Source organism: Lacinutrix sp. Bg11-31, assembly GCF_002831665.1.
Taxonomy (GTDB): Bacteria; Bacteroidota; Bacteroidia; order Flavobacteriales; family Flavobacteriaceae; genus Lacinutrix.
Genome location: NZ_CP025118.1, coordinates 1032698 through 1057850 on the forward strand (window position 1 = coordinate 1032698; position 25153 = coordinate 1057850).

Annotated in this window: 19 protein-coding genes and 1 pseudogene; 14 read left to right on the forward strand and 6 right to left on the reverse strand. The window is 31.6% G+C overall.

Features of this window, described 5'->3' with window-relative positions; all coding sequences use genetic code 11:
* Positions 1–3 precede the first annotated feature (3 nt).
* From CW733_RS04710 to ilvA, 12 genes and pseudogenes are all read left to right on the forward strand, one after another.
* Positions 4–795, forward strand: coding sequence for a cation transporter (locus CW733_RS04710; protein ID WP_100996099.1), 792 nt, complete (start codon positions 4–6; stop codon positions 793–795).
* Positions 796–806: 11 nt separating this feature from the next.
* Positions 807–2579: an efflux RND transporter periplasmic adaptor subunit gene (locus CW733_RS04715; RefSeq protein WP_100996100.1), complete on the forward strand. Its 1773-nt coding sequence runs from the start codon at positions 807–809 to the stop codon at positions 2577–2579.
* A 36-nt stretch (positions 2580–2615) separates the two neighbouring features.
* On the forward strand, positions 2616–3026 hold the full coding sequence (locus CW733_RS04720) for a heavy-metal-associated domain-containing protein (protein WP_100996101.1): 411 nt from the start codon (positions 2616–2618) through the stop codon (positions 3024–3026).
* Positions 3027–3958: 932 nt separating this feature from the next.
* Positions 3959–4756 carry an alpha/beta fold hydrolase gene (locus CW733_RS04725; RefSeq protein ID WP_100996102.1) on the forward strand — a complete coding sequence of 266 codons (798 nt, stop codon included), beginning with the start codon at positions 3959–3961 and terminating at the stop codon, positions 4754–4756.
* A 25-nt stretch (positions 4757–4781) separates the two neighbouring features.
* Positions 4782–5975: an ATP-binding protein gene (locus tag CW733_RS04730; RefSeq protein WP_100996103.1), complete on the forward strand. Its 1194-nt coding sequence runs from the start codon at positions 4782–4784 to the stop codon at positions 5973–5975.
* On the forward strand, positions 5972–6373 hold the full coding sequence (locus CW733_RS04735; protein ID WP_100996104.1) for a response regulator: 402 nt from the start codon (positions 5972–5974) through the stop codon (positions 6371–6373). Before CW733_RS04730 ends, CW733_RS04735 begins: the two co-directional genes overlap by 4 nt.
* 1006 nt (positions 6374–7379) lie before the next feature.
* Positions 7380–8246 (forward strand): branched-chain amino acid transaminase, encoded by an 867-nt coding sequence (locus CW733_RS04740; RefSeq protein WP_100996105.1) that lies wholly within the window; start codon positions 7380–7382, stop codon positions 8244–8246.
* Positions 8247–8277: 31 nt separating this feature from the next.
* Entirely contained in the window at positions 8278–9945 is a 1668-nt protein-coding gene (gene ilvD, locus CW733_RS04745; protein WP_100996106.1) for a dihydroxy-acid dehydratase, read from the forward strand.
* A gap of 12 nt (positions 9946–9957) precedes the next feature.
* Complete coding sequence (gene ilvB, locus CW733_RS04750) at positions 9958–11679, forward strand: biosynthetic-type acetolactate synthase large subunit (RefSeq protein WP_100996107.1); 1722 nt, start codon at positions 9958–9960, stop codon at positions 11677–11679.
* A gap of 4 nt (positions 11680–11683) precedes the next feature.
* On the forward strand, positions 11684–12220 hold the full coding sequence (gene ilvN, locus CW733_RS04755) for an acetolactate synthase small subunit (RefSeq protein WP_100996108.1): 537 nt from the start codon (positions 11684–11686) through the stop codon (positions 12218–12220).
* An 8-nt stretch (positions 12221–12228) separates the two neighbouring features.
* A pseudogene (gene ilvC / locus CW733_RS04760) lies at positions 12229–13698 on the forward strand (ketol-acid reductoisomerase).
* A complete protein-coding gene (gene ilvA, locus CW733_RS04765) occupies positions 13698–14957 on the forward strand; it encodes a threonine ammonia-lyase IlvA (protein WP_100996109.1) in 1260 nt (419 codons plus the stop codon). Before ilvC ends, ilvA begins: the two are co-directional and overlap by 1 nt.
* 890 nt (positions 14958–15847) lie before the next feature.
* On the opposite strand, the gene CW733_RS04770 is transcribed toward ilvA, so the two are convergent.
* From CW733_RS04770 to CW733_RS04780, 3 genes are read right to left on the reverse strand one after another with little or no spacing between them, the layout of a single operon-like run.
* Entirely contained in the window at positions 15848–16588 is a 741-nt protein-coding gene (locus tag CW733_RS04770; protein WP_100996110.1) for a hypothetical protein, read from the reverse strand.
* Positions 16585–17544: a hypothetical protein gene (locus CW733_RS04775; RefSeq protein ID WP_100996111.1), complete on the reverse strand. Its 960-nt coding sequence runs from the start codon at positions 17542–17544 to the stop codon at positions 16585–16587. Before CW733_RS04775 ends, CW733_RS04770 begins: the two co-directional genes overlap by 4 nt.
* Before the next feature lies 1 nt (position 17545).
* Positions 17546–19297 (reverse strand): hypothetical protein, encoded by a 1752-nt coding sequence (locus tag CW733_RS04780; RefSeq protein WP_100996112.1) that lies wholly within the window; start codon positions 19295–19297, stop codon positions 17546–17548.
* Positions 19298–19455: 158 nt separating this feature from the next.
* Here CW733_RS04780 and hpf point away from each other — a divergent pair, with 158 nt between their 5' ends.
* Entirely contained in the window at positions 19456–19758 is a 303-nt protein-coding gene (gene hpf, locus CW733_RS04785) for a ribosome hibernation-promoting factor, HPF/YfiA family (RefSeq protein WP_100996113.1), read from the forward strand.
* Between the two features lie 412 nt (positions 19759–20170).
* Here hpf and CW733_RS04790 read toward each other — a convergent pair whose 3' ends face one another.
* The 3 genes from CW733_RS04790 to CW733_RS04800 all read right to left on the reverse strand — a co-directional run bounded on the left by CW733_RS04790 (position 20171) and on the right by CW733_RS04800 (position 24230).
* Positions 20171–21403: a class I SAM-dependent rRNA methyltransferase gene (locus CW733_RS04790; RefSeq protein WP_100996114.1), complete on the reverse strand. Its 1233-nt coding sequence runs from the start codon at positions 21401–21403 to the stop codon at positions 20171–20173.
* 5 nt (positions 21404–21408) lie between these two features.
* Positions 21409–22530, reverse strand: coding sequence for a DEAD/DEAH box helicase (locus tag CW733_RS04795; protein WP_100996115.1), 1122 nt, complete (start codon positions 22528–22530; stop codon positions 21409–21411).
* A 143-nt stretch (positions 22531–22673) separates the two neighbouring features.
* On the reverse strand, positions 22674–24230 hold the full coding sequence (locus CW733_RS04800; protein ID WP_100996116.1) for a DEAD/DEAH box helicase: 1557 nt from the start codon (positions 24228–24230) through the stop codon (positions 22674–22676).
* Positions 24231–24332: 102 nt separating this feature from the next.
* Here CW733_RS04800 and CW733_RS04805 point away from each other — a divergent pair, with 102 nt between their 5' ends.
* A complete protein-coding gene (locus CW733_RS04805; protein ID WP_100996117.1) occupies positions 24333–25142 on the forward strand; it encodes a DUF1853 family protein in 810 nt (269 codons plus the stop codon).
* Positions 25143–25153: the final 11 nt, after the last annotated feature.

The window sequence follows — 25153 nt, forward strand, 5'->3', positions numbered from 1 at the left end:
TAGATGTTTAAAACAGTTTTTAAAATATCAAAAATGGATTGTCCTTCTGAAGAAAATCTGATACGAATGAAACTATCAGATATAGATGGCATCAAGCAACTTGGTTTTGATTTAGAGAATAGAATTTTAACGGTATTTCATATTAACGAAGTTATTCCTATTGAAAATGCTATAAAGGAACTAAATCTAAAAGAAAGTAAAGTTAGTTCCGAGCAAACGGAAATAATTATGGAAGAATCTAGTACAAATCAATCCAAACTTTTATGGACGGTTTTAATAATCAATTTTCTATTCTTCATAATAGAAATGAGTACAGGAATCATTTCAAAATCAATGGGTTTGGTGGCTGATAGTTTAGATATGCTTGCCGATTCTTTTGTATATGGTTTAAGCCTTTTAGCAGTTGGTGGAACAGTTTTAAAAAAGAAACGCATTGCAAAATATGCAGGTTATTTACAAATAACACTTGCTGTCATAGGCATTATTGAGGTTGTTCGTAGATTTTTAGGTTTTGATGCTTTGCCTGTGTTTTCTACAATGATTGTCGTTTCAATCTTTGCTTTAATCGCCAATGGAATTTGTCTTTTCTTATTACAAAAATCTAAAAGTACAGAAGCGCATATGCGTGCAAGTATGATATTTACCTCTAACGATATTATTATCAATGTAGGTGTAATAATTGCAGGACTGTTAGTGAATTGGCTACACTCTGGAATACCAGATTTAATAATAGGAATAATCGTTTTTACAATAGTAATTCAAGGTGCTTTAAGAATTTTAAAATTGAGTAATTAAAATATAATAAAATGAAAAAATATATAATTTATATCGGAATATTAGCTATTGGCTTACTTTTAGGTTGGTTGCTTTTTGGAAATGTATCAACTAAAGAAACAGAACACAATCACGATACCATTTCAGAAACCAATCAAATGTGGACGTGTTCTATGCATCCACAAATTATGCAACCAGAAGCTGGAGATTGTCCAATTTGCGGAATGGATTTAATTCCAGCAGAAAATAGTTCGGAAGGATTATTAGCAGACCAATTTAAACTTACAGAAAATGCAATGGCATTGGCAAACATTCAAACTTCAATTGTTGGTAATGGTAAAGCAGAAGATAATACCATTAAATTATCTGGGAAGATTGTTGCCAATGAAGAAGCTAATGCAGTACAGGTAAGTTATTTTTCTGGAAGAATAGAACGACTTAATATGAATTTTACAGGTGAAGAAGTTCGCAAAGGACAACTATTGGCAACTATTTACTCGCCTGAATTATATGCTGCTCAACAAGAACTCATTACAGCAGCTTCATTAAAAGAATCGCAACCAGCATTGTACAAAGCAGTTCGTAATAAATTAAAATTATGGAAGCTTTCTGAAAACCAAATTAATCAAATAGAAACCTCTGGTAAGGTTAAAGAAAATTTTCCTGTATACGCAACGGTTTCAGGAACAGTTTCAGAAAAATTAGTTGAACAAGGCGATTATGTAAAACAAGGACAAGCCTTACTCAAAATTGCAAACTTAAGTACAGTTTGGGCAAATTTTGATGTATATGAAAATCAAATCGATCTGTTTAAAAAAGGTCAAGAAATTTCTATAACTACCAATGCTTATGCTAACAAGGAATTTAAAGGAAAAGTAGATTTTATAGATCCTGTTTTAGATGTTAGAACAAGAACCGTAAAATTAAGAGTTGTACTTAATAATAAAGAAGAAATTTTTAAACCAGGACTATTTGTTGAAGGGAAAATTAACGGAATAACATCCAGTAAAGAGCAAGTGTTGACCATACCATCTACAGCTGTTTTATGGACAGGAAAACGTTCAGTTGTCTATATAAAAACAGATTCTACACAACCTATTTTTGAAATGCGTGAAATTACTTTAGGCAATAAAATTGGAGATAACTATCAAGTTTTAGAAGGCTTAAATAATGGAGATGAAATTGTAACTAATGGAACATTTACAGTAGATGCAGCAGCACAATTACAAGGGAAAAAATCTATGATGAATAAAAAAGGAGGCAAGGTTATGACTGGTCACGAAGGACATCTTGGAATGGAAAGCACCTCTGAAGTAACTAATAAAAAACCTTCTAATAGTAATGAAAGAATAAATGTATCAAAGGACTTTCAAAAACAACTGAAAATAATTTTTAATGATTATATAAAATTGAAAGATGCTTTGGTAAAAGAGGATTCAAATAACGCTAAAGCAGAATCAAAAAAAATATTGAATGATTTATCTAAAGTAAATATGAAACTGTTAACAGTCAAAGAAACTCACAAACATTGGATGTCCATTGAAAAAGAAATAAAAATGGCTGTAACTTCCATTTCAAACACAACTAAAATTGAAGAACAAAGAACATATTTTAAAAACCTTTCTTCACATGTAACAAATGCAATAGAAGTATTCGGAATTAATGAAAAAGTTTACCATCAGTTTTGTCCAATGGCAGATAATAACAATGGTGCATATTGGTTGAGTACAGAAAAAAAAGTAATCAATCCATATTTTGGTAATGCAATGCTTACCTGTGGTGAAGTAAAACAAGTAATAGAATAATTTAAAATCAAATATTAATAATTAAATTTTAAAACAATGAAGAAAGTAATTTTAAGTGTAGCTGTAATAATGGCTATTGGTTTAACAAGTTGTAAAAACAAAACCAAAAAAGAAAATGAAACAACAACCGAAGTATCTAAAGAAATGGCAATGACAGACATATCTTTTGGAGTAAGAGGAAATTGTGGAATGTGTAAAAACACTATCGAAAAAGCTGTAAACAAAGTTGATGGAGTAGCTAAAGCAACTTGGGACGTAGATAAAAAGAAAATGGATGTGTCATTTTATGATACAAAAACAGATGCAATGGCAATCCATAATGCAATTGCAGCATCAGGTTATGATACCGAAAAAGTTACTGGAAATTTAGATGCTTATGATGGTTTACCAGGGTGTTGTAAATACGACCACGAAATGAAAATGAACCAATCTGGTGAAATGAATTAAAACCTATGAAAAATAAATGTTGATTTCTATTTTAGATAATATTAGAAGTAGTGATTAAAAAATTTTCTAATGAAAATAAAAATATAGCAAGGGTATAGAAATTTTAGAGCATGGCAAATGTGGCTTAAAAATTTTATACTGTTGCGGAAACTTAACTAAATGTTTATGTTTTTTTTACAACTAGAATCATCCATGTATTTCTAAACATTAATAAGGAGTTTAAAAGTTTTGCTTTTTTTGGCGTTGGCTTTGCGGTTGGATATTGAGTTTTAAAAAATTTAATGTGTTAGCATAAATTATTAAAAAAAAGCAATCGAGCGTAAAGGCAGCGGCAATTTTACATAACGACTAATTATAGTACAAATTCGCTAGTTCTGAAGTTTCTTATAAATCGTGTATTTGAAAAAAAATATGAATCATTGTATAGAATACTCTATTTAAACGAGAAGTTAAATTGTAACTATTAGTAAAATGATAATGTTTAAAAACCAAGTACTATAGCTACTTGTGAAAACAAAAATATTCTGGAATATTTTATATAATATAGAATTATAGCTTACACAGTAACAAACAATAAACTTATTGTTAAATATTGTTTTAATATTGCATCATCTACAGGATTATCCAATATTAAAAGAGTACTATAATGTACCGCGTTATGTAACTTTGCTTTGGTAAAAGCGAAGTTAAATTACTACTTTTTCTTATTTTTTTCCTCTCAAATGTTTCTCTACAATGTTAATGGAACACTCTTTTCACGAAGCGACGATAGGAGAGAAGTGGAATGGGATTATTTCTTAGATATTGAATAGATCTATAACCAGTGTTTCAGAAGTTCATTAAGGATAGGATTGTATTAAAGTTAATAATATAGTGTATCTTTATAAATACGCTATTAACTTGGATGCCATAGTAAAACTAAAAAATTTTATATGTTGAAAAAGTTAATTATAAGAAATAATATAACAATACATGGAGATGGTAACAAATCTATGTTGTTTGTCCATGGCTATGGATGCAATCAAAACATGTGGAGGTTTATTATTCCCCAATTTAAAGACGATTACCAAATAATCCTTATTGATCTTGTGGGCTCTGGAAAATCTGATGAAAATGCCTATGATTACGATAAGTATAGTTCGCTTCAAGGTTATGCTGATGATGTAGTCGAAATTTGTGACGCCTTAAACTTAAAGGATGTTATTTTAGTTGGGCATTCTGTGAGCGCAATGATAGGAGTTCTTGCAGCTTTAAAAAGACCCGCTATTTTTAAAAAATTAATTATGGTTAGTCCATCTCCTCGATATATTGATGATAATGAGTATTTTGGAGGTTTTTCTGAAAACGATATTGAGGAACTTCTAAAAACTTTAGATTCTAATTACTTAGGCTGGACAAGTACAATGGCTCCTGTGATTATGAGTAATTTAGATAGACCCGAATTAGCAGAAGAGTTAGAACATAGCTTTTGCCAAAGTAATCCTGCAATAGCAAAGCACTTTGCAAGAGTTACATTCTTAGGAGATAACAGAAGTGATTTAGAAAAGCTTACTACCGATACTCTTATACTTCAATGTAAACTAGACGCTATAGCTTCAATTAAAGTAGGGCAATATGTCCATAATCATATCTTTAATAGTAAGTTTGTAGTATTAGACGCAACAGGTCATTGTCCCCATATTAGTTCTCCTGACCAAACTGTAGCGGCAATCAAAACATTTTTAAAATAAGTACTAGTAAAACTAGACGCCCCATATGAATCAAAATTTAGATTATAAGAAACTTTACGACACATCTCCTTGTGGGTATATTTGCTCATTAGCTGATGGTACTATTATTGATTCTAACAAAAGATTTTTAGAATTTACAAACTATGATCGAGAAGAGGTAATTAAAAAAAAAAAGTTTACAGATTTTCTTTCGGTAGGAGGTAAAATATATTTTGAGACTGTCTTTTCTCAAAAATTAAAGTTAAGTGGATTTATAGAAGAGATAAATTTTGATTTTATAAAAAAAGATGGAACTAAATTCCCAGTCCTTATTAATTCTGTAGAAATTAAAGATACAGAAGGACGCCACCTATTTATTCAGTCTTCTATATTCAATATTTCTCAAAGAAAAGATTATGAATTAGAACTTCAGACTGCCGAAAGAAAAGCGATCGAACTCTCAGATGAGTTAAAACAATCAAATAAAGAATTGCGAAGTGGTTCTGAATTAATTTTAAACCAAAAAAATCAATTAGAAGGATTAAATTATAATTTAGAAAATACAAATAGACAACTTTCCAGCTTTGCCCATATTGCATCTCATAATTTAAGAGCACCTGTTAGTAATCTAAATTCATTGCTCAACTTCTACAATAATAGTATTGATATAGAAGATAAGGCAATGCTTTTTGATAAATTTGAAATAGTTGTAGGCCATCTCAATGAAACTTTGAATGACTTAATTGAATCTGTAAAAATTCAGGGAGATGTAAACATAAAGCACGATCTAATAAACTTTGATATTGTTTTTAATAAAACAGTAGAAATTTTAGAAGATCAAATTTTAGAGTCAAAAGCAGTAGTGACCTCAAATTTTCATGAAGCAACTAATATTAAATACCCGAAAGTTTATCTAGAAAGTATTATGCTAAACCTCATGTCTAATTCCATTCGATACCGTTCATCAGATTGTATTCCTGAGATCCATTTCAGCACAGAATTAAAGAATGATGAAATAACGCTTATCGCTACCGATAATGGACTAGGAATAGATTTAGAAAAACACCATCACAGACTCTTTGGTCTCAATAACACGTTCCATAGACATCCTGATTCCAAGGGAGTTGGACTCTTTATGATCAAAACTCAAATAGAAGCTATAGGAGGTTCTATCACTGTAGAAAGTGAAATAGGTATAGGAACCACATTCAAAATAATACTAAATAAAAATTTGTTATGAAAAAAAACCTTCCTTTGATTGGCATTATAGATGATGATAAAATTTACCAATTTACATTAACAAGAATTATTAACAAACACAAGTTTGCCAGAGAGATTTTGTCTTTTTTAGATGGAGAACTTGCTCTTGATTTTTTGTCTGATAATATTTCAACATTAGGCAACATACCAGATCTTATTTTTCTTGATAGTAATATGCCAATCATGGATGGTTGGCAGTTTATAGAAGAATATGCAATTTTAGAAACTCAAATTAAAAAAAAAATAAAGATATTTATGGTAAGTTCTTCAGTGGACCCTATCGACATAGAAAGAGCCAATAAAATAAATCAAATCTCTGACTACATAATAAAACCAATTACACTAGATGAGGTGAAAAGAGTAATTGATACTTTATAAATAACTCCATATGGATAATTGCGTGTAAAATAAATTGCTTTCGCAATTTATTTTTATAAAACAATCGAGCGCATTGGCAGTGACAATTTTACATAACGACTAATTATAGATACAAAAATGAAGTTCTGAAGTTTCTTGATAAATCGCGTATTTAAAAAAACTTGAACCATTGTACAGAATATTCAATTTAAACGAGCAGTAAAATACTAATGTTTAATTACCCAAGTACAAACGTTTGTTATGAAAACAACACATAATGGGATATTTTACATAATATTGAATTATAGCTTACACAGTAACAAACATCATACTTAGTACTAAATGTTGTTTTAATATTGAATCATCCACAGGATTATCCAATATTAAAAATGTACTATAATGTTCTGCGTTATGTAACTTGAGCTTTGGCTAAAAGCGAAAGTTTAATACCACATTTTCTTTATTTTTTTCTTTCTAAAAGTATCTTTAAAAATGTAATGGAACACTCTTTACAGCTTTGGCAGTAGAAGTGGAGGGAAAGTGTGTGAAATGGGATATATATTGGACTTTAACAAATCGATATTTGATCTCATAACAAATTATCTTGTTGCCAAGTATGGTATCAGATTTTGCTTTAAGTCAATTTTCACATTAACTATTAGGATTCATAGAAAGAAAGTATATATTTGCACCACAATGCAAGAAAATAAAATTATAGTATCAATTATCGAAATCGCGATTATTAGTCACGAAAGATAAGGATGCCTATAAATTAAATATATTTATTAAAAGCCATCCGATATCGGATGGCTTTTTTTTTACTAAAATTTTAGAATAAACAAACAATGAAAACACAGAATTTATATACAATCAATTTGATGACTACTATAATTAGCAACATTATTATTAGCATTATTATTTTACCGCCCAGGTGAGAACGGAATTGTATTGACTAATATGAAAGCCCTTCTCATTTAATGAGAAGGGCTTTTTTTTTGACAAAAAATTAATAAAAGAAAATATAACAATGTATTACAACAAAGAATCCCAAATATTTTTGGATGGCGAATGGATAAAAGCCCAAGATGGAAAAACAAACTTGTACAGTCAAACGCTACATTATGGAGCTGGTGTTTTTGAAGGAATTAGATCTTATAAAACCAACAAAGGTACAAGTATTTTTAAAGCCAAAGAACATTTTGAACGATTGCATTATTCTGCCGAAAAAATGCACATCAAGCTTAACTATTCAGTAGAGGAATTAATTGATCTAAGTTATGAGTTACTTGAAAGAAACAACTTGGAAGATGCTTACATCCGCCCATTGGTTTATTTAGGAGAAAATATGTCTCTTCAACCAACAGAAGATGTGCACGTAATGCTTTGTGCTTGGGATTGGGGAAGATATTTAGGCGATACGCAACTCAAATTAATGACTTCTTCTTTTCAAAGACCCAATCCAAAATCTTGTTTTGTAGAAGCAAAAGTAAGCGGACATTATACCAATTCAATATTGTCAACTACCGAAGCTAAACAAAAAGGTTTTGATGAAGCTTTACTCTTAGATATGAACGAAAATGTAGCTGAAGGCCCTGGAGCAAATTTCTTCTATGAAAAAGAAGGTAAATTATATACAGCTCCGCTCGGTAATATCCTTTCTGGAATAACAAGACAAACCATTTTTGAATTAGCCGAAGAATTGGGTTTTGAAGTCGTTGAAAAGTTTTTTAAAGTTGAAGAAGTGTATCAAGCAGATGGTGCTTTTTTCACAGGAACGGCAGCAGAAGTTGCTGCAATTGGAAGTCTAGATAATCATAGTTTCATTTTGCCTTGGGAAAAAACTATTGGTTACAAATTGGCATCAGCGTATCAAAAATGTGTTCATACAAAATAAATAAAAGACTTTTAAAAAACATAAAAATGGAATTAAATACAGTAAACGCGTAACACAAGACGATTCACAACCAGCAGCAAAAGCAATGTTGCACGCTATCGGTTTAACCAAAGAAGATTTCGAAAAGGCTTTTGTAGGAATTGCTAGCACAGGTTATGAAGGCAATCCGTGCAATATGCACCTAAACGATTTGGCTCTTGAAGTAAAACAGGGAACAAAAAACGCAAATTTAGTTGGATTAATCTACAACACCATTGGCGTGAGTGACGGTATTTCTATGGGAACACCCGGAATGAGATATTCTTTGCCTTCAAGAGACGTCATTGCCGATTCTATGGAAACTGTGGTGGAAGGAATGTCTTATGACGCTTTGGTTACAGTAGTTGGTTGCGACAAAAATATGCCTGGCGCATTAATGGCAATGCTCAGAACCAACCGACCAGGCGTTTTAGTTTATGGTGGAACGATTGCATCTGGTTGTCACAAAGGTAAAAAACTGGATGTCGTTTCTGCTTTTGAAGCTTGGGGACAAAAAGTAGCAGGAAAAATGGATGATGAAGAATATCAAAATGTGATAGAAAAAGCGTGTCCAGGAGCAGGTGCTTGTGGTGGAATGTACACGGCAAACACTATGGCATCTGCCATTGAAGCTTTGGGAATGTCCTTGCCTTATAATTCGTCAAACCCAGCTTTGGGAAAAGAGAAAAAAGTAGAAAGCATAAAAGCTGGTGAAGCAGTTCGTTTATTGCTTGAAAAAGACATTAAACCAAAAGATATTGTTACCAAAAAAGCATTAGAAAATGCTATAAGATTAGTGACCATAATGGGCGGTTCTACTAATGCCGTTTTACACTTTTTGGCTATCGCTAGAACTGCAGAAGTAGAATTTACTTTAGATGATTTTCAAAGAATAGCAGACACCACACCTTTTTTAGCAGACTTAAAACCAAGCGGTCAATTTTTGATGGAAGATGTTCACGTAATTGGAGGTATTCCTGCCGTTCTAAAATATTTATTAAAAAATGGATTATTACACGGAGATTGTTTAACCGTAACAGGTAAAACATTAGCTGAAAACCTTAAAAATGTTCCTGATTTATTAGCCGGTCAAGAAATTATAAAACCATTAGAAAATCCTATAAAAGAAACTGGACATTTAAGAATACTGAGAGGAAATTTATCGCCCAAAGGTGCTGTAGCAAAAATTACAGGAAAAGAAGGTTTTCAATTTAGTGGAACAGCAAAAGTCTTTGATTCTGAATATGATGCCAATGATGGCATTCGAGATGGAAAAGTAATAAAAGGAGATGTTGTGGTGATAAGATATGAAGGACCAAAAGGTGGTCCTGGAATGCCAGAAATGCTGAAACCTACCGCAGCAATTATTGGAGCTGGTTTGGGAAATGATGTGGCGCTAATTACTGACGGTAGATTTTCAGGTGGAACACACGGCTTTGTGGTTGGACATATTTCGCCAGAGGCACAAGTTGGTGGACCTATTGCTTTTGTACAAAATGGAGATAAAATAACCATTGATGCTATAAAAAATACCATTGATTTTGATGTGAGCGAAGAAGAGTTATCAAAACGAAAAGCCAACTGGAAACGACCCGATTTGAAACACAAAAAAGGCGTGTTGTATAAATACGCAAGAACTGTTTCGTGTGCATCTGAAGGATGTGTGACAGATGAATTTTAATAAAATAATAAAATGGAAAAAACAGCAATAAAAACGAAAACAAAACAACAAGTAATGACTGGCTCACAAGCTGTAGTTCATTCACTTATAGCAGAAGGTGTTGATTTAATATTTGGATATCCGGGCGGAGCAATTATGCCTGTTTATGATGCACTTTATGATGTAGAAGATAAGTTAACACACATTTTAACCAGACACGAACAAGGCGCAACACACGCAGCACAAGGTTTTGCAAGAGCAACAGGAAAAGTTGGCGTTTGTTTAGCAACTTCTGGTCCTGGAGCAACCAATTTAATAACTGGAATTGCAGATGCACAAATAGATTCTACTCCATTGGTGTGTATTACTGGACAGGTTTCGAGTAATTTATTAGGAACAGATGCTTTTCAGGAAACGGATATCATTGGTATTTCTATGCCTGTTACCAAATGGAATTTTCAAGTTACTCGAGCAGAAGAAATTCCTTTTGCTTTGGCGAAAGCTTTTTATATCGCAAGAACCGGAAGACAAGGCCCTGTTTTGATTGATATTACTAAAGATGCTCAATTTGAAACACTTGATTTTGATTATAAACCTTTTAAAGGAATGAGAAGTTATGTGCCAACTCCACAGTTGAATTTAACAAAAGTAGCTGAAGCAGCCGCATTAATTAATTCAGCAAAAAAACCTTTTGTGTTATTTGGGCAAGGTGTGCTTTTAGCGGAAGCGGAAAAAGAATTTAAAGCATTTATAGAAAAATCTGGTTTGCCTTCTGCTTGGACAATTATGGGATTGTCGGCCTTAGATTCTGACCATAATCTAAATGTGGGAATGTTGGGAATGCACGGTAATTATGCACCCAATAAATTAACCAATGAATGTGATGTGTTGATAGCTGTAGGAATGCGTTTTGACGACCGTGTTACAGGCGATTTAAGCAGATATGCCAAGCAAGCAAAAGTTATTCATTTGGAAATAGATCCTGCGGAAATAGACAAAAATGTAAAAACAGATGTTGCCGTTTTGGGAAATGCCAAAGAAAGTTTAAGTGCATTAACAGAATTAATTAGTAAAAACGAACACAAAGATTGGTTGGCGAAATTCAGAGATTTAGAAAAAGAAGAATTTAATAAAGTTATTAATGAAGAGCTAAATCCCAAAGCAGAATTAATGACTATGGGTGAAGTGATGAACAAAATAAACCTTCATTCCGACCAAAAAAATATCATTGTAACAGATGTAGGGCAACACCAAATGATAGCTTGCCGATATGCTAAATTTAAACAAACTCGTTCTTTAATAACTTCTGGTGGATTGGGAACTATGGGCTTTTGTTTACCTGCTGCCATTGGTGCAAAAATGGGAAGACCAGATGTACAGGTCATTGGAATTATAGGAGATGGTGGTTTTCAAATGACAATTCAAGAATTAGGAACCATTTTTCAGTTTAAAACTGCTGTGAAAATTGTGGTATTAAATAATGAATTTTTAGGAATGGTAAGGCAATGGCAAGAGTTATTTTTTGAAAAAAGATATGCCTCAACTACAATGGTCAATCCAGATTTTCAAACGATTGTAAAAGGTTATGGCATTAAAACAAAAAAGGTAGAAAAAAGAGAGGATTTAGAAGAAGCAGTGAAGGAAATGTTGGCACACGAAGGTTCCTATTTTCTTGAAGTGATGGTTGGAAAAGAGAACAATGTGTTTCCAATGATAGCAACTGGTGCATCTGTTTCAGAAATAAGATTAAAATAAAATTATGGAAAAGAAAAGATTTACAATATCGGTATTTACAGAAGATGTAGTGGGAATCCTCAATAGAGTGTCGATAATTTTTACGAGAAGAAAAATAAATGTAGAAAGTATTGCTGCGTCTGAAAGTGAAATTAAGGGAATTTATAGATATACCATTGTAATTACAGAAACAGAAGATCAAGTTAAAAAAGTGGTTGGTCAACTGGAAAAACAAGTAGAAGTGGTGAAAGCAGTTTTTCATCCTGATGAAGAAATTGTGCACCAAGAAATAGCACTTTACAAAGTAAAAACAGGTGTTTTGGCCTCTGGTGGAAATGCAGAAAGAATTGTGCGTTCACATAATGCAAGAGTTTTATCTGTAGAAACGGAATTTACTGTTTTAGAAAAAACGGGACACAAAGAAGAAACACAGCAATTATTTGACGATTTAAAACCTTTTGGAATATTGGAATTTGTACGTTCTGGAAGAGTTGCCATTACCAAACCAATGAAAACATTATCGTCAATAGTAGAACAATTAGAAAAATTAGTAAAAAATTAAAAAACAAAATGGAAAATTATTTTAATACATTATCATTAAGAGAGCAACTGTCAGAATTAGGAAAATGTGACTTTATGGATAGCTCAGAATTTAAAAATGGCGTAACTTCTTTAAAAGGAAAAAAGATTGTAATTATAGGTTGTGGAGCACAAGGTTTGAATCAAGGATTGAATATGCGTGATTCTGGATTGGACGTTTCTTTTACTTTGAGAGAAAGTGCTATAAAAGAGTGAAGACAATCTTTTAAAAATGCAAATGAAAACAAATTTAAGGTTGGAACTTATAAAGAAATGATACCAACCGCAGATTTGGTTTTAAACCTCACGCCTGATAAACAACATACAGATGTGGTAAGTAAAGTAATGCCTTTAATGAAAAAAGGAGCAGCTTTATCTTATTCTCACGGTTTCAATATTGTGGAAGAAGGAATGAAAATAAGGGAAGATTTAACAGTAATAATGATGGCTCCAAAATCGCCAGGTTCTGAAGTTAGGGAAGAATACAAAAGAGGTTTTGGTGTACCAACATTAATTGCGGTTCACCCAGAAAATGACCCGAAAAATGAAGGTCTTGAATTAGCAAAAGCCTATGCGGTTGCCACTGGAGGCGATAAAGCTGGTGTGTTACATTCTTCTTTCGTAGCTGAAGTAAAATCAGATTTAATGGGAGAACAAACCATACTTTGTGGTGTGTTGCAATCGGCTTCTATTTTATGTTTCGATAAAATGCTTGAAAATGGTTTAGATGCAAATTATGCTGCAAAATTGGTTCAATATGGTTGGGAAACATTGACCGAAGCCCTAAAACACGGAGGTTTAACTAATATGATGGACAGACTTTCAAACCCAGCAAAAGTAAAAGCCTACGAATTAGCAGAGAAATTAAAAACAATTATGACGCCTTTATTCAACCAACATATGGACGATATTATGTCTGGTGAATTTTCTAAAGGAATGATGAAAGACTGGGAAAATAACGACAAAGATTTGTTGAACTGGCGAAAAGCAACAGGTGAAACTGTTTTTGAACAAACAAAAGCTACTGACGAATTTATTAGTGAGCAAGAGTTTTTTGATAATGGAACTTTATTGGCTGCATTCTTAAAAGCAGGAATAGAATTGGCTTATGAGACTATGACAGATTCTGGAATAAAAGCAGAATCTGCTTATTATGAATCACTGCACGAAACACCATTAATTGCCAACACTATAGCACGAAAAAAACTCTATGAGATGAACAGAGTTATTTCAGATACAGCAGAATATGGTTGTTATTTATTTGATCACGCTTGCAAACCTATGTTATCCGATTTTATGAAAAATATGGATACAAACTTAATTGGTAAACCATTTTCAACAGATAATCAAGTGGATAATAAAAAGTTAATTGCAGTAAATCAAGCTCTGAGAAATCATCCTATAGAAAAAATAGGTGCAACTTTGAGAACTTCTATGACCGCAATGCAAAACTTAAATTAATGACAACACAAACCCAATATATTACTTTAAAAAATGTAAAAAAAGCAGCATCTCTTTTGAAGGATGTTGTTTTAGAAACACTTTTACAAAAAAATCAGTTTTTGTCTGATAAATATGATGCAAATATTGTTTTCAAAAGAGAAGATTTACAAGAAGTTCGTTCTTTTAAAATAAGAGGTGCTTATCATAAAATTACATCTTTAACTCCAGAGGAATTGAACCAAGGTGTAGTTTGTGCAAGTGCAGGGAATCACGCTCAAGGTGTTGCTTACTCGTGCAAACTAAAAAAGATAAAAGGTGTCATATTTATGCCAACACCTACACCCAATCAGAAAATAGAACAAGTAAAAATGTTTGGAGGAGAATATGTAGAACTTGTTTTAACTGGCGATACTTTTGATGATGCTTATGATACGGCAATGCTTTATTGCACAGAAAAAAAGATGTCATTTGTACATCCTTTTCACGATATAAAAGTAATAGAAGGACAAGCAACTATCGCTTTAGAAATATTAGCACAAAGCAAAAAACCAATAGATTATTTGTTTCTACCAGTTGGCGGAGGCGGTTTGGCAGCTGGTGTTTCCATTATGTTTAAAGAACTTTCGCCCAATACAAAAATTATTGGTGTAGAACCAAAAGGTGCACCTTCAATGTCTATTTCTATAACAAATGGATTTAATACAAAAATAGAAAATATAGATAAATTTATTGATGGAGCATCTGTTCAAAAAGTGGGTGATTTAAACTTTGAAATTTGCAGAGAATATTTAGACGAAATGGTAACGGTACACGAAGGAAAAGTGTGTCAAACTATTTTAGATTTATACAATAAAAACGCAATAGTAGTTGAGCCAGCAGGCGCATTAACCACAGCTGTTTTAGACCAGTTTTCTGATGAGTTAAAAGGTAAAAACGTAGTTTGTTTAATCAGTGGTTCAAATAATGACATTACCAGAACGGAGGAAATTAAAGAACGTGCTTTGCTTTATTCTGGACATAAACATTATTTCATCATAAAATTTCCGCAAAGAGCTGGCGCATTGCGAGAGTTTTTGAATGACATATTAGGCCCAAATGATGATATAACACATTTTGAATATTCTAAAAAACACAACAGGAATTCTGGTCCTGCAATAGTTGGTTTAGAAATAGCAAATCCAAAAGATATTGATCAACTTATAGTAAAGATGAGAACTAAAAAATTCTTTGGAGAATACTTGAATGATAAGCCTGATTTATTTCAGGTTCTAGTCTGATTGTAATTGTGTTTTAAATCAAAACTCAATATTATGTAAAATAGAATGTGCGCTTTTACCCAGATGAAGCGTTGGCAAACCGACCTCATAAAATTTTGGTTAAACAATAGGTGAGTGGAGCGTGATATTTTAGGGATCTAGCAATACATAAACTAAAGAGTTTCAATTTTTAAAAACATTTCAGTACAGTCTTTATCAGTTCAGAACCTTCCTAAAATATAGTGTAACGAACCGTAATTGTTTCCAAAAATTTATGCAGTCTTGATTTTTTTGTTTCTTTTTTTATCAAGAAAAAAAGATAAGAATGAAAACTTAAGAAGTTCAAAAGTTTAATTTCTATTTTACATAATATAAATAGTTCCAGTCAAAAAAAGTTTAAATAGTAATGAGAATAGAATAAGTGCTTAGAATTTTATTTTTCTTAAAATTTAAGCTCTTATGGTATGCCACGAGAATCGCGTAGAAAAAAATATTAACTACAAATACTCAATTACGAGAATTTTGATAACAATCTAAAAGCTAGCTTTTTTTTGGCGCTGGCAAAGCGGTTGGAAATTGTGTTTAAAAATAAATGCCATATAAGGCATTTAAGTTTTTAAAAAGCAATCGAGCGCATTGGCATGCGGCTATTTTACATAACGGCTAATTATAGATACAAATGTTTTAAAAAACGCTGCGAAGCAAACCGCTTATTAGTTTAATAACCCAAGTTTAAATTATTCTAATGGAATACAATGCTTCTGGGATATTTTACATAATACTACATTATAGCTATCAAATGGACTCCTCTCATAAAATACCAATGATAACATTTGTACTATAATTAATATTATGTAAAATAGAATATTTTATTAAGTATAGTATTCTTCTACTTTAATATAAATTTCAAATTAGTCAAACTCTGGATGATACTTTAATCGTTTACGTTGAGACCTTCTAATGCTATCTCGTTTACCTTTAAACACAATACGCTTACCAGTTAGCTTAATAGTTTGTAAACTATCTAATTCATATTTTCTGTTTTCTTTGATAGCAAGAACACGTTCAGATTTTATAAACTGTAATGGTACGCTATAAATATCTTGTAAAGATATTAACCTATTATTAATTACTGTAGGATCTTCTTTACTATTACTTAATAAAGTACTAATTCTATAATTACAAGAAGAATCTTCTCTTGGAGCTATTTCAAATTTTAAAATTTCATTTTTATTAGTAAAAATAATAGAATTCTTATCTAATATGCCATAATAAACATTTTCTAAATCATCAACAAATACAAACTCTTTATGTGCTTCGCTATTAAAAATATCAGGTTCAATATCAAAACTTCTATCTGTTTTTGTAGTAAGATAAATTACTTTATTTCCTTGTTTTTCAATTAAGAAATATAATTCTTCTCTTACTTGAATACCTTCTAAACTATTAATGTCATTTGGTTTGCAATCAGTATCACAAAGCAAGAAACGTTGCGTGCCTTCCACTCTAATTTTTTCACATAACCGAAAAACATAAACACTATAATCGTCAACGTTTACAGTGTCTATTGTCGATATTTTATAGCTATTAGCACAGCCATTCAAAATAAAAAAGAACAAAACAAATACTATTAGTTTAGATGCGATTTTCATAATTGATTTTTATAATTAAAGGATTCATAAGCACCACCAATTGCAATACGAAAGCCATAAAAATAATCTGGATGATAAGGATTGTCTCTGCTAAAATGAAGTATATCTTGTACATCCCAAACATTCACATCGTAAGCCGAAACATAGGCAGAAAAATTATGATTAAAACTATGCACTGCTAATTTCCACTGCTGCTGATTAAACCCAAATACATCCTTGTTTTTATATGGAATATGATCTAATTGTAGTTTGTCGCTAGCATCGAAAGCTAATGGTTGCCAACCTGTAAACTTATGAAAACTTAATTCTATTAAATTAATATAAGTCTGTGTTTTTAAATGCGCGGAAAGTACAAAACCACCTGTATAATAGCGATCCTTGCCATCTCCTAATAAGTTTAAAACTGGTCCACCATCATTATAATATGATATTTGTGCAGTTCTAGCAACATTTAAATTAAAGAAACCTACCATTTGTGCTTCACGATTTTTATCTGGATTTAGAATTAAATTTAAACCAAAAGAAAGAGAGTGTTTAAAAGTGTTTTGTAATGGATTTGCAGTGAAATCCGCAAAATGATATAAAGTTACTAACCTATCCTCTAGCCTATTTATTTCAGTAATATTTTTGCCTCCAACAGTAAAAGTAGCATCTGCAAAAAAGTCTAAAAAAACACTGTTTTTATATTCTTTATCTAACTGGCTGCCTAAAATGCCACGATTGTAAACCATAATACCTAAATGTGTTGTTGGTAAAGCTCCAAATCCATTATTATTAACAGCAAGGTATTGTCCAATACCACCAGCTGCACTAGCTCTAAATTTTAAATGATAACCATTTTGAATTTCGGCAGTAAGCGTCACACCAAAACCTAACCGTAAATTATCTATGGTATTGTTTTGTGCATTGTTTATTTGAATGCCAAAAGCTATAAAAAGAAAAGTAATATATTTCATATTAAACAATTAAATCATCTTCCTTTTGAGCCAAATATGTCTTACTAAAATACTTACGCAAAAAAGCATCTGTATTATTATAAAACACTTTATCTATAGCTTCTACCCAAGGTTGACCAGACATTAAATCATCAATTTCACCTAGTGAATACTGTGTTTCACTTGGTAAATTAATAACATTATAACCTTTATAATCTGGCATTACATAATTGTTTAAAGCTTCAGATATTTTTGCTCTAAAAGCAGGTAAATCTGCAGATGTACTATAATGATCGAATGGATCCACAATACCATCATTATCTGTACCTAAACAAATAGTCTTCCACGCTTCTACTTCATCAATTTTAGAGGTTGCTCGTGTTTTATTTACTTTTCTAATATAAGCAAGATTAACCTTCACTATATGAAACACATTAGTAAGAAACATCTGTACATGCAGTTTCTTAGTGGTTTCTTCTCCTGCTTTTTTTAATAGTTTTCTAAATTTATTACCTGGCATCCTTCCATCGTGCATGCAAACACCAATTAGGCCATCGGATTTAAATATGGCTACAATATCTTCATCTGTTAAATTAATATCCCAAAGACTAACGTAAGAGTTTTTATCGAGGTTAAAACTATCTTTTTCAGCTAAGGCTTTTTCTAATGTTGGAATACCACTTATTGCTGTATGACTACTAATAATTGGCACATTATCTTGTAAAGCATCACTATATTCTCGCATATTAGCCAATAATTCATAATAACTCTGGCGCGATTTAACAGACATGTGTTTAACATCTATTAATATACGTTGACCATTATCACGAGAAAGTAAATGCTCTATGATTAATAGCATTCCAAAACTCGAAATCCCCAAATCTTGACCTAAACTTTGGTCAAAAATATCTGCAAAACCAGGATCAAACGTTCCTTTTGCATCCATAAAACTTTTAGCATGACCAAGTAGTAAATTATTAAAATGATGTGCATACGTTATAAAAAACGGAGGATATTCTTCTTTCTTTATCGCTTCTATATTTTTAATAAATGAAAGCTTTAGTTTATTCTGTCTTTCAGGAGGTAAATTTTCAATTTTGGCGGTTTCAAATAAATCTTTCTTATTATAAACACCTAATGCATGCATACCTTCTATCGTCATAATACCACAAACAGTACTATCAGACTGCATTTCTAAAAAATGCTCGTAGTTTTTTACAAGATTAAATTTTGGCTGCTTGCCATGAATGGTTTTGTTTGAAGTGCTTCCGCTTGCGTTCAATAAATATTGATATTCAATAATATAGTCACTAAAATAATCGATGGTATCAATGCGGTCATCGTGAATAGGATCTATTAGCCGACTTGCTGTTTTAATAGAAATTCCAGAAAGTAGAGACACAATTTTCTTATCAATTGCAATAGCACGTGAATTGGTTTTCTTTTTAAAAATGAGACCTAATATAAACCGATGAACACCACTACTCTTTTTAAATGGTCTGGTTGGCTTTAAAAATGGTTTCTCTATTGGGTAAACAGAACAGAATACTAAACGATTATGGCCTTCAAAACAACTATCTAGATTGGACTGCGAATATGTTGCCATTTTCTTGAGTACAATGTTAATAATCCATTTTCTAACACTTATTCCTTTAAAATAATCTTTCGGTTTCTTGTTTTCAAAGCGATCCCAAATGGTTTTTATGTCTATTGTATTACCATGCGGTTTTAAACTAGGATGGTTGTGTAAATCGGAAATTGGTTTGTTATCCATTGATAATAAATTAATTATAGCATTGAAGATTAAAAATACGAAAAAGATAATAACTGAATCATTCTCTCTCTAATAGATTAAATTCATAAATTTTGGTTAAAAAGGAACTCTGTATTAGAGTTTTTTGTATATTTAAGTACAACTTAAAACATTAATATATGACAGTGAACTATGAATACGATGGTGTAACAGCTAGCCCAGAATTAGAAACTTACGTAAAAGGAAAAATAGATAAATTATTTAGTAAATATGAATTTATAGTACGTGCAGACGTTTTTTTTAAGACAGAAAACACTTCAACTAGAAATTCTAAAATGAAAACATCAATTAGACTTAGTGCTCCTGGGCCAAGATTGTTTGCAGACACTACAAGTGATTCTTTTCACAAAAGTGCATCAGAAGTTATTTCAGCGCTTGAGAGACAACTAGAAAAACGAAAAGGTGTAATGCAAACGCATTAGAAAATATAATACATTGAATTAAAGCTGCTCTATCGAGTGGCTTTTTTTTGTTTAAGAATTTCACGATTTATAACTTTAAAAGGTAGTAGTGTTAACTCCTCTTTCTTCTAATTTTTTTTAAGAAAATAAGAATTCATTCTCCTCTTAAAATAAACTGGAGAGCCACAAACAAATAGTATTATGTATTAACAAAATTTAATTACAATAGTTAGGCAAAAAAATGGTGTAGCTTGTTTAATATTTAGCTCCTTCCTTTAGTTAAAGGAAGGTGGATTTTACTTCAGTAAAATTTGGATGGTTTGAAGAAAAGCGCAAAGCAGCTTTCTAAAAGCAAGAATAAAAACTTAATATCTCATTTTAGAGATTAACAAGGGTATTCAAATCTCAACGTTTAATGTTTAGAAAATACTAATTAACCTTCAAAACGATAATAACCACACTTTAAATAAGCACCTTCGAGAAAACCAATAGGATGATCGCTATCATGATATGTTTTTAAGATACATTCCGACGTTCTACTGCTTTCATTTAAAACATGAGTATTAATATCGAAAAAAACATCGGCTAACACTCGCGAAGAACACGATGCTAAAACCAACAAGCCTTTTTTAGCAGTAAGCTTTACTCCTAATTGTGCTAATTGTGCATATTTTTTTTTCGCTAATTCTATTTCACTTTGTTGTTTTGCAAAACTTGGAGGATCTATAATAACAACATCAAAGGTTTGCTTGTTTTTAATCATTTGCTTCATAGCAGCAAATGCATCGTCTGCAATGGTTTTGTGCGTTCCAGAATACGGATTTAACTTTCCGTTTAAAACGGCAATTTCCAAGGCTTGCTTACTAATATCTAAACTAGTAACCTCTTTTGCTCCATTTGCAAGTGCATGAACCGAAAATCCGCCAGCATAACTAAACACATCTAAAACCGTTTTTCCTTTACTCCACTCGCCTACTTGCTTTCTATTGGCTCTATGATCTAAAAAGTAACCTGTTTTATGACCTTTAATAACATTTGCCGAGAAATTAACATCATGCTCTACAAATTCAACAACTTCATTTTCTAAAACACCATAAACGACCTCGCCATTTTGGAGGTTGTGTAATTTAGATTGTTCCATGCTTCTACTAAGTCTAATCACTATCGTTTTAACCTTAGAAACAGCTTGTAAGCTTTCTAAAATATATTCTAAATACGGAAGCCATATTTCAGAATATATCTTAACCACTAATACATGTGCATAAACATCTGCAATTAGTCCTGGAAAACCATCGTTTTCACCAAATAACAATCGGTAACTGTTAGTATTTGTTTGTAGTAAAGATTGGCGTTTAGCAAAGGCTTCTTCAATTTTAGTATTGAAAAACTCAGCATTTATAGTTGCACCAGTATTTCCACTATGTAACATTTTTATACGAATAGGTGAATTACCATCATACAAACCAAGACCAATAACTTTATTTTTATTTTTTCCGAAGATAATAGCCAAATCTCCACTTTTGGCATCGTCGTTAATTTTAGTAATGTTATCACTAAACAACCAAGGATGACCTTGTAGCACAAATCGTTCTCCATTAGCGTTTAGCTTGGTTGCTAATCGTTTAGGCGTGTAACTTGAAGTAATACTTTTAGTGAACTGAGACATGATAATTATAGCGTAAGTTCCTTAATTTTAATACCTAAAGTCTTTTCTACGTCTACTATTTTATTAAGTTCGCTTGGTAGTATTAACGCAATAGATTGTCCTTTTTTTCCTGCTCTTGCAGTACGTCCACTTCTATGTGTGTAGTATTCTATATGTTCTGGTAATTGATGGTGGATAATAAAAGCCAAGTTATTAACGTCTATTCCACGAGCAGAAACATCTGTAGATATTAATATTTGTAAATTAGTATTCTTAAACGCTCTCATTACTTTATCGCGTTCTTTCTGCGTCATATCACCTTCTAGAGCATCGACATTAAAACCTTCCTTTTGTAATTGTTGTTTTAAAGATTGCGTTCCTGCTTTTGTTCTACAAAAAATAATACCACGTTCTTCTTCTCTATCTTCTAACAAACGCATAACAGTATGTGCTTTATCTACAATAGAAGATTTTACATAATGATGAGAAATGTTAGCGTTTACAATACTCTCACGGTCTATTTCTACACGAGCAGCATCTTTAGAGATGTAACGAGAAACTATATTTTTTAATTCATCTGGCATTGTTGCAGAAAATAACCACGTATTACGAGCACTTTTTGTAGTCGCATCTAAAATGGTATTTAAATCTTTTTTAAAACCCATACTTAGCATTTCATCTGCTTCGTCTAAAATTAGGGTATTAATATGTGTTAAATCTATTATGTTTCTGTCTAACAAATCTACTAAACGACCAGGAGTTGCAACAATAATGTGCGTTGGTCGCTGTAAGTTACTAATTTGGATGTCTATTTTTTCACCACCATAAACACCTTCTACAAAGATTTTTTTGGTGTTATATTTCGTGAATTTAAAAAGTTGTTTTTTAATTTGCTGAACCAATTCTCGTGTTGGAGCAATAATTAAACCTTGAACAGCTCTTTTGCTAGGATCTACTTTATGTAAAGCAGGTAGGCCATAAGCAGCAGTTTTTCCAGTTCCAGTTTGCGCTAAGCCAATAAAATCTTTTTTAGATTTAATTAGTATTGGTATTGCTTGTTCTTGAATATCTGTAGGTGTTTTAATTCCTAATTCTTTAAGCGATTTTACGTAGTCGTTATGTATTCCTAGGTCTTTAAATGTACTCATTAATGTTTGTTTTTGTCTGGTCGAGCGCAGTCGAGACCTTATTAAGTATCAAATAAAAACGTCTCGACTGCGCTCGACGAGACATAGTGTAAATAATTATATTCCAGTAAATACTATCTACCAAAAACTATTAAATGCTTGCTTTATTCTTCTACTGGTGGAAATCCATGAATTTCCTCGTAAACTTCATCAAAATTAGTACGTAAATAAGCGTTTAATTTCTTTTTATAATCGTCTTTTAACCATTCTACAAAATTAAAAGTACTTTTACTAATGCACTTAGTGTAACGTTGTATGCGGTAATCTATATCGTCTTTTAGCATTTTTGCCAAACCTAAAGCATCCCATACATCTTCACTATTCTCAATACAAATTCTTGCGTGATGCGCAATAGAACGTTCTAAAATTACCTTAGACGAATCTCCTTCTCTTACAGATTGAATGTACATGGCTTTTATATTGAAATAAACATCTTCAGACTTTGCAAACTCTGCACGAAGTTCGTCTGGCATTTCATATCTAAAATTTTCTTCTAAATCTTCATCACTTAAAATACCATCAAGATAAAAATTAGGAGATCTAAATATTTTATGCCAATCTAAGTCGCTTCCCCAAGGTCCAAAACGGTGAAGGTTGTTTCCTAAATCTATAACAGTAAATTTATTTTTACTTTTTAAAATACGCGATCCACGACCAATCATTTGGTAGTATAAAGTTAACGATTTTGTGGCTCTATTTAAAATAATACAATCTACTGTTGGCTCATCGAAACCTGTTGTTAAAATACTTACCGAAGTTAATATAGCATCTGGTGTTTCTTTAAACCATTTTAAAATGGCTTTACGCTCTTTTTTAGTATTGTTATTATCTAAGTGAGCTACATTGTATCCTGCTCTCCTAAAGGTATCGTAAACATGTAAAGAGGTGTTAATACCATTATTAAATATTAATGTTTTCTTGTTTTTACAACGCTCTTCGTAAGATTGTACAAGCTTGGTAAGCATGTCTGTATTTGTATATAAATCTTCAGAAGATTTTACAGTATAATCACCATTAGCACCAACAATTAAAGAGGTTAAACCTACATTGTAAGAATATACTTCGGCACGTGCTAAAAACTCATTTTCAATTAAAGAATGGATAGTTTCACCAACAATTAACTCGTTATAATTATCCTTCATTGGAAGGTTAATATTACTACTTAAAGGTGTTGCAGTTACTCCTAATATAAAAGATTTCTCAAAAAACTTAAACAGTTTAGTAAACGAGTTATAATGCGCTTCATCAATAATTACTAAACCAATATCACTAATATCTAGTTTATTATCTGTTAAACGATTATTAAGCGTTTCTACCATGGCAACGAAGCAATTAAAATCGCCTTGATCACTTAAATCTGCTTTAGAATCTACAATTTTATTACTTACACCAAATTCAGACAGCATATTAGACGTTTGCTTGCAAAGCTCTATTCTATGTGTCATTACTAACACTTGCTTTTTATGATGCTTTAAATATTGACGAACAATCTCAGAGAAAATAACCGTTTTACCACCACCAGTTGGTAGTTGATAAAGTAAATGATAATCTTCTGGCGCATCTTCAAAACACGTAAAAATTTTATCAATTGCACCTTTTTGGTAACTATATAAACTCTTCCCTTCTTGTCTTTCTTCTAATTCTAAAGCTGTAACCTTCATTAATGTTTTTGAAATTTTGAGATGTGCAAAAATACAACGAATTAAAGGCTTACAACGAATAATATTTAAAAAATTTTTAAATGATTACTTTCGTTAATATATATGAAAAACATCTCAGATAATTTACAAGCCCAGTTTAGTGGATTTTATAATACACCACATCTACTTTTAGAGCCAGTTTTAGGTATGCAATCTTTAATTACTCTGAAACAAAACATGCCAATTTTTGAAGGTTTAGGGTTAGAGAAAATAAGACTTGGACAACGTGTAGAACGCTTTGTTGGTACTGAACTGCGTTTAAATAAAAATATTAAAATTTTATCCGAAAACCCTCAAATACAAACCGAAAACAATCTAACCATTGGTGAATTAGATTGCTTGTATTTAGAAGGTGAACAACCTGTGCATTTAGAAATACAGTTTAAGTTTTATTTGTACGATGAATCTCTTGGTAAAACCGAAATTGACCATTGTATTGGTCCAATGCGAAGAGATAGTTTAATAGAAAAACTAACCAAACTTAAAAAAAAGCAATTACCACTACTCTATGCCAATGAAACGAAGCCATTGTTGAATAGTTTAAATTTAAAGGCTGAAGATTTTATTCAAAAAATATATTTTAAAGCACAGGTTTTTGTGCCATACGGAAAAACTATTCAGCTAAAAACATTAAACTCAAAGTGCATTTATGGTTTCTATTTTAAGTATGCTCAAATATCAAAATTTATAGAATGTAAGTTTTATAAACCAAAGAAAACCGATTGGTTACTTGATGTAACACCAAATGTAGATTGGAAAACGTATGATGCTATTCTGCCAGAATTAAACATCTATGAAACTGAAGGTTATTCACCAATGTTATGGTTAAAACAAGAGAATGGTGAGATTGAGAAGTGTTTTGTGGTGTGTTAACTATTTTAAAT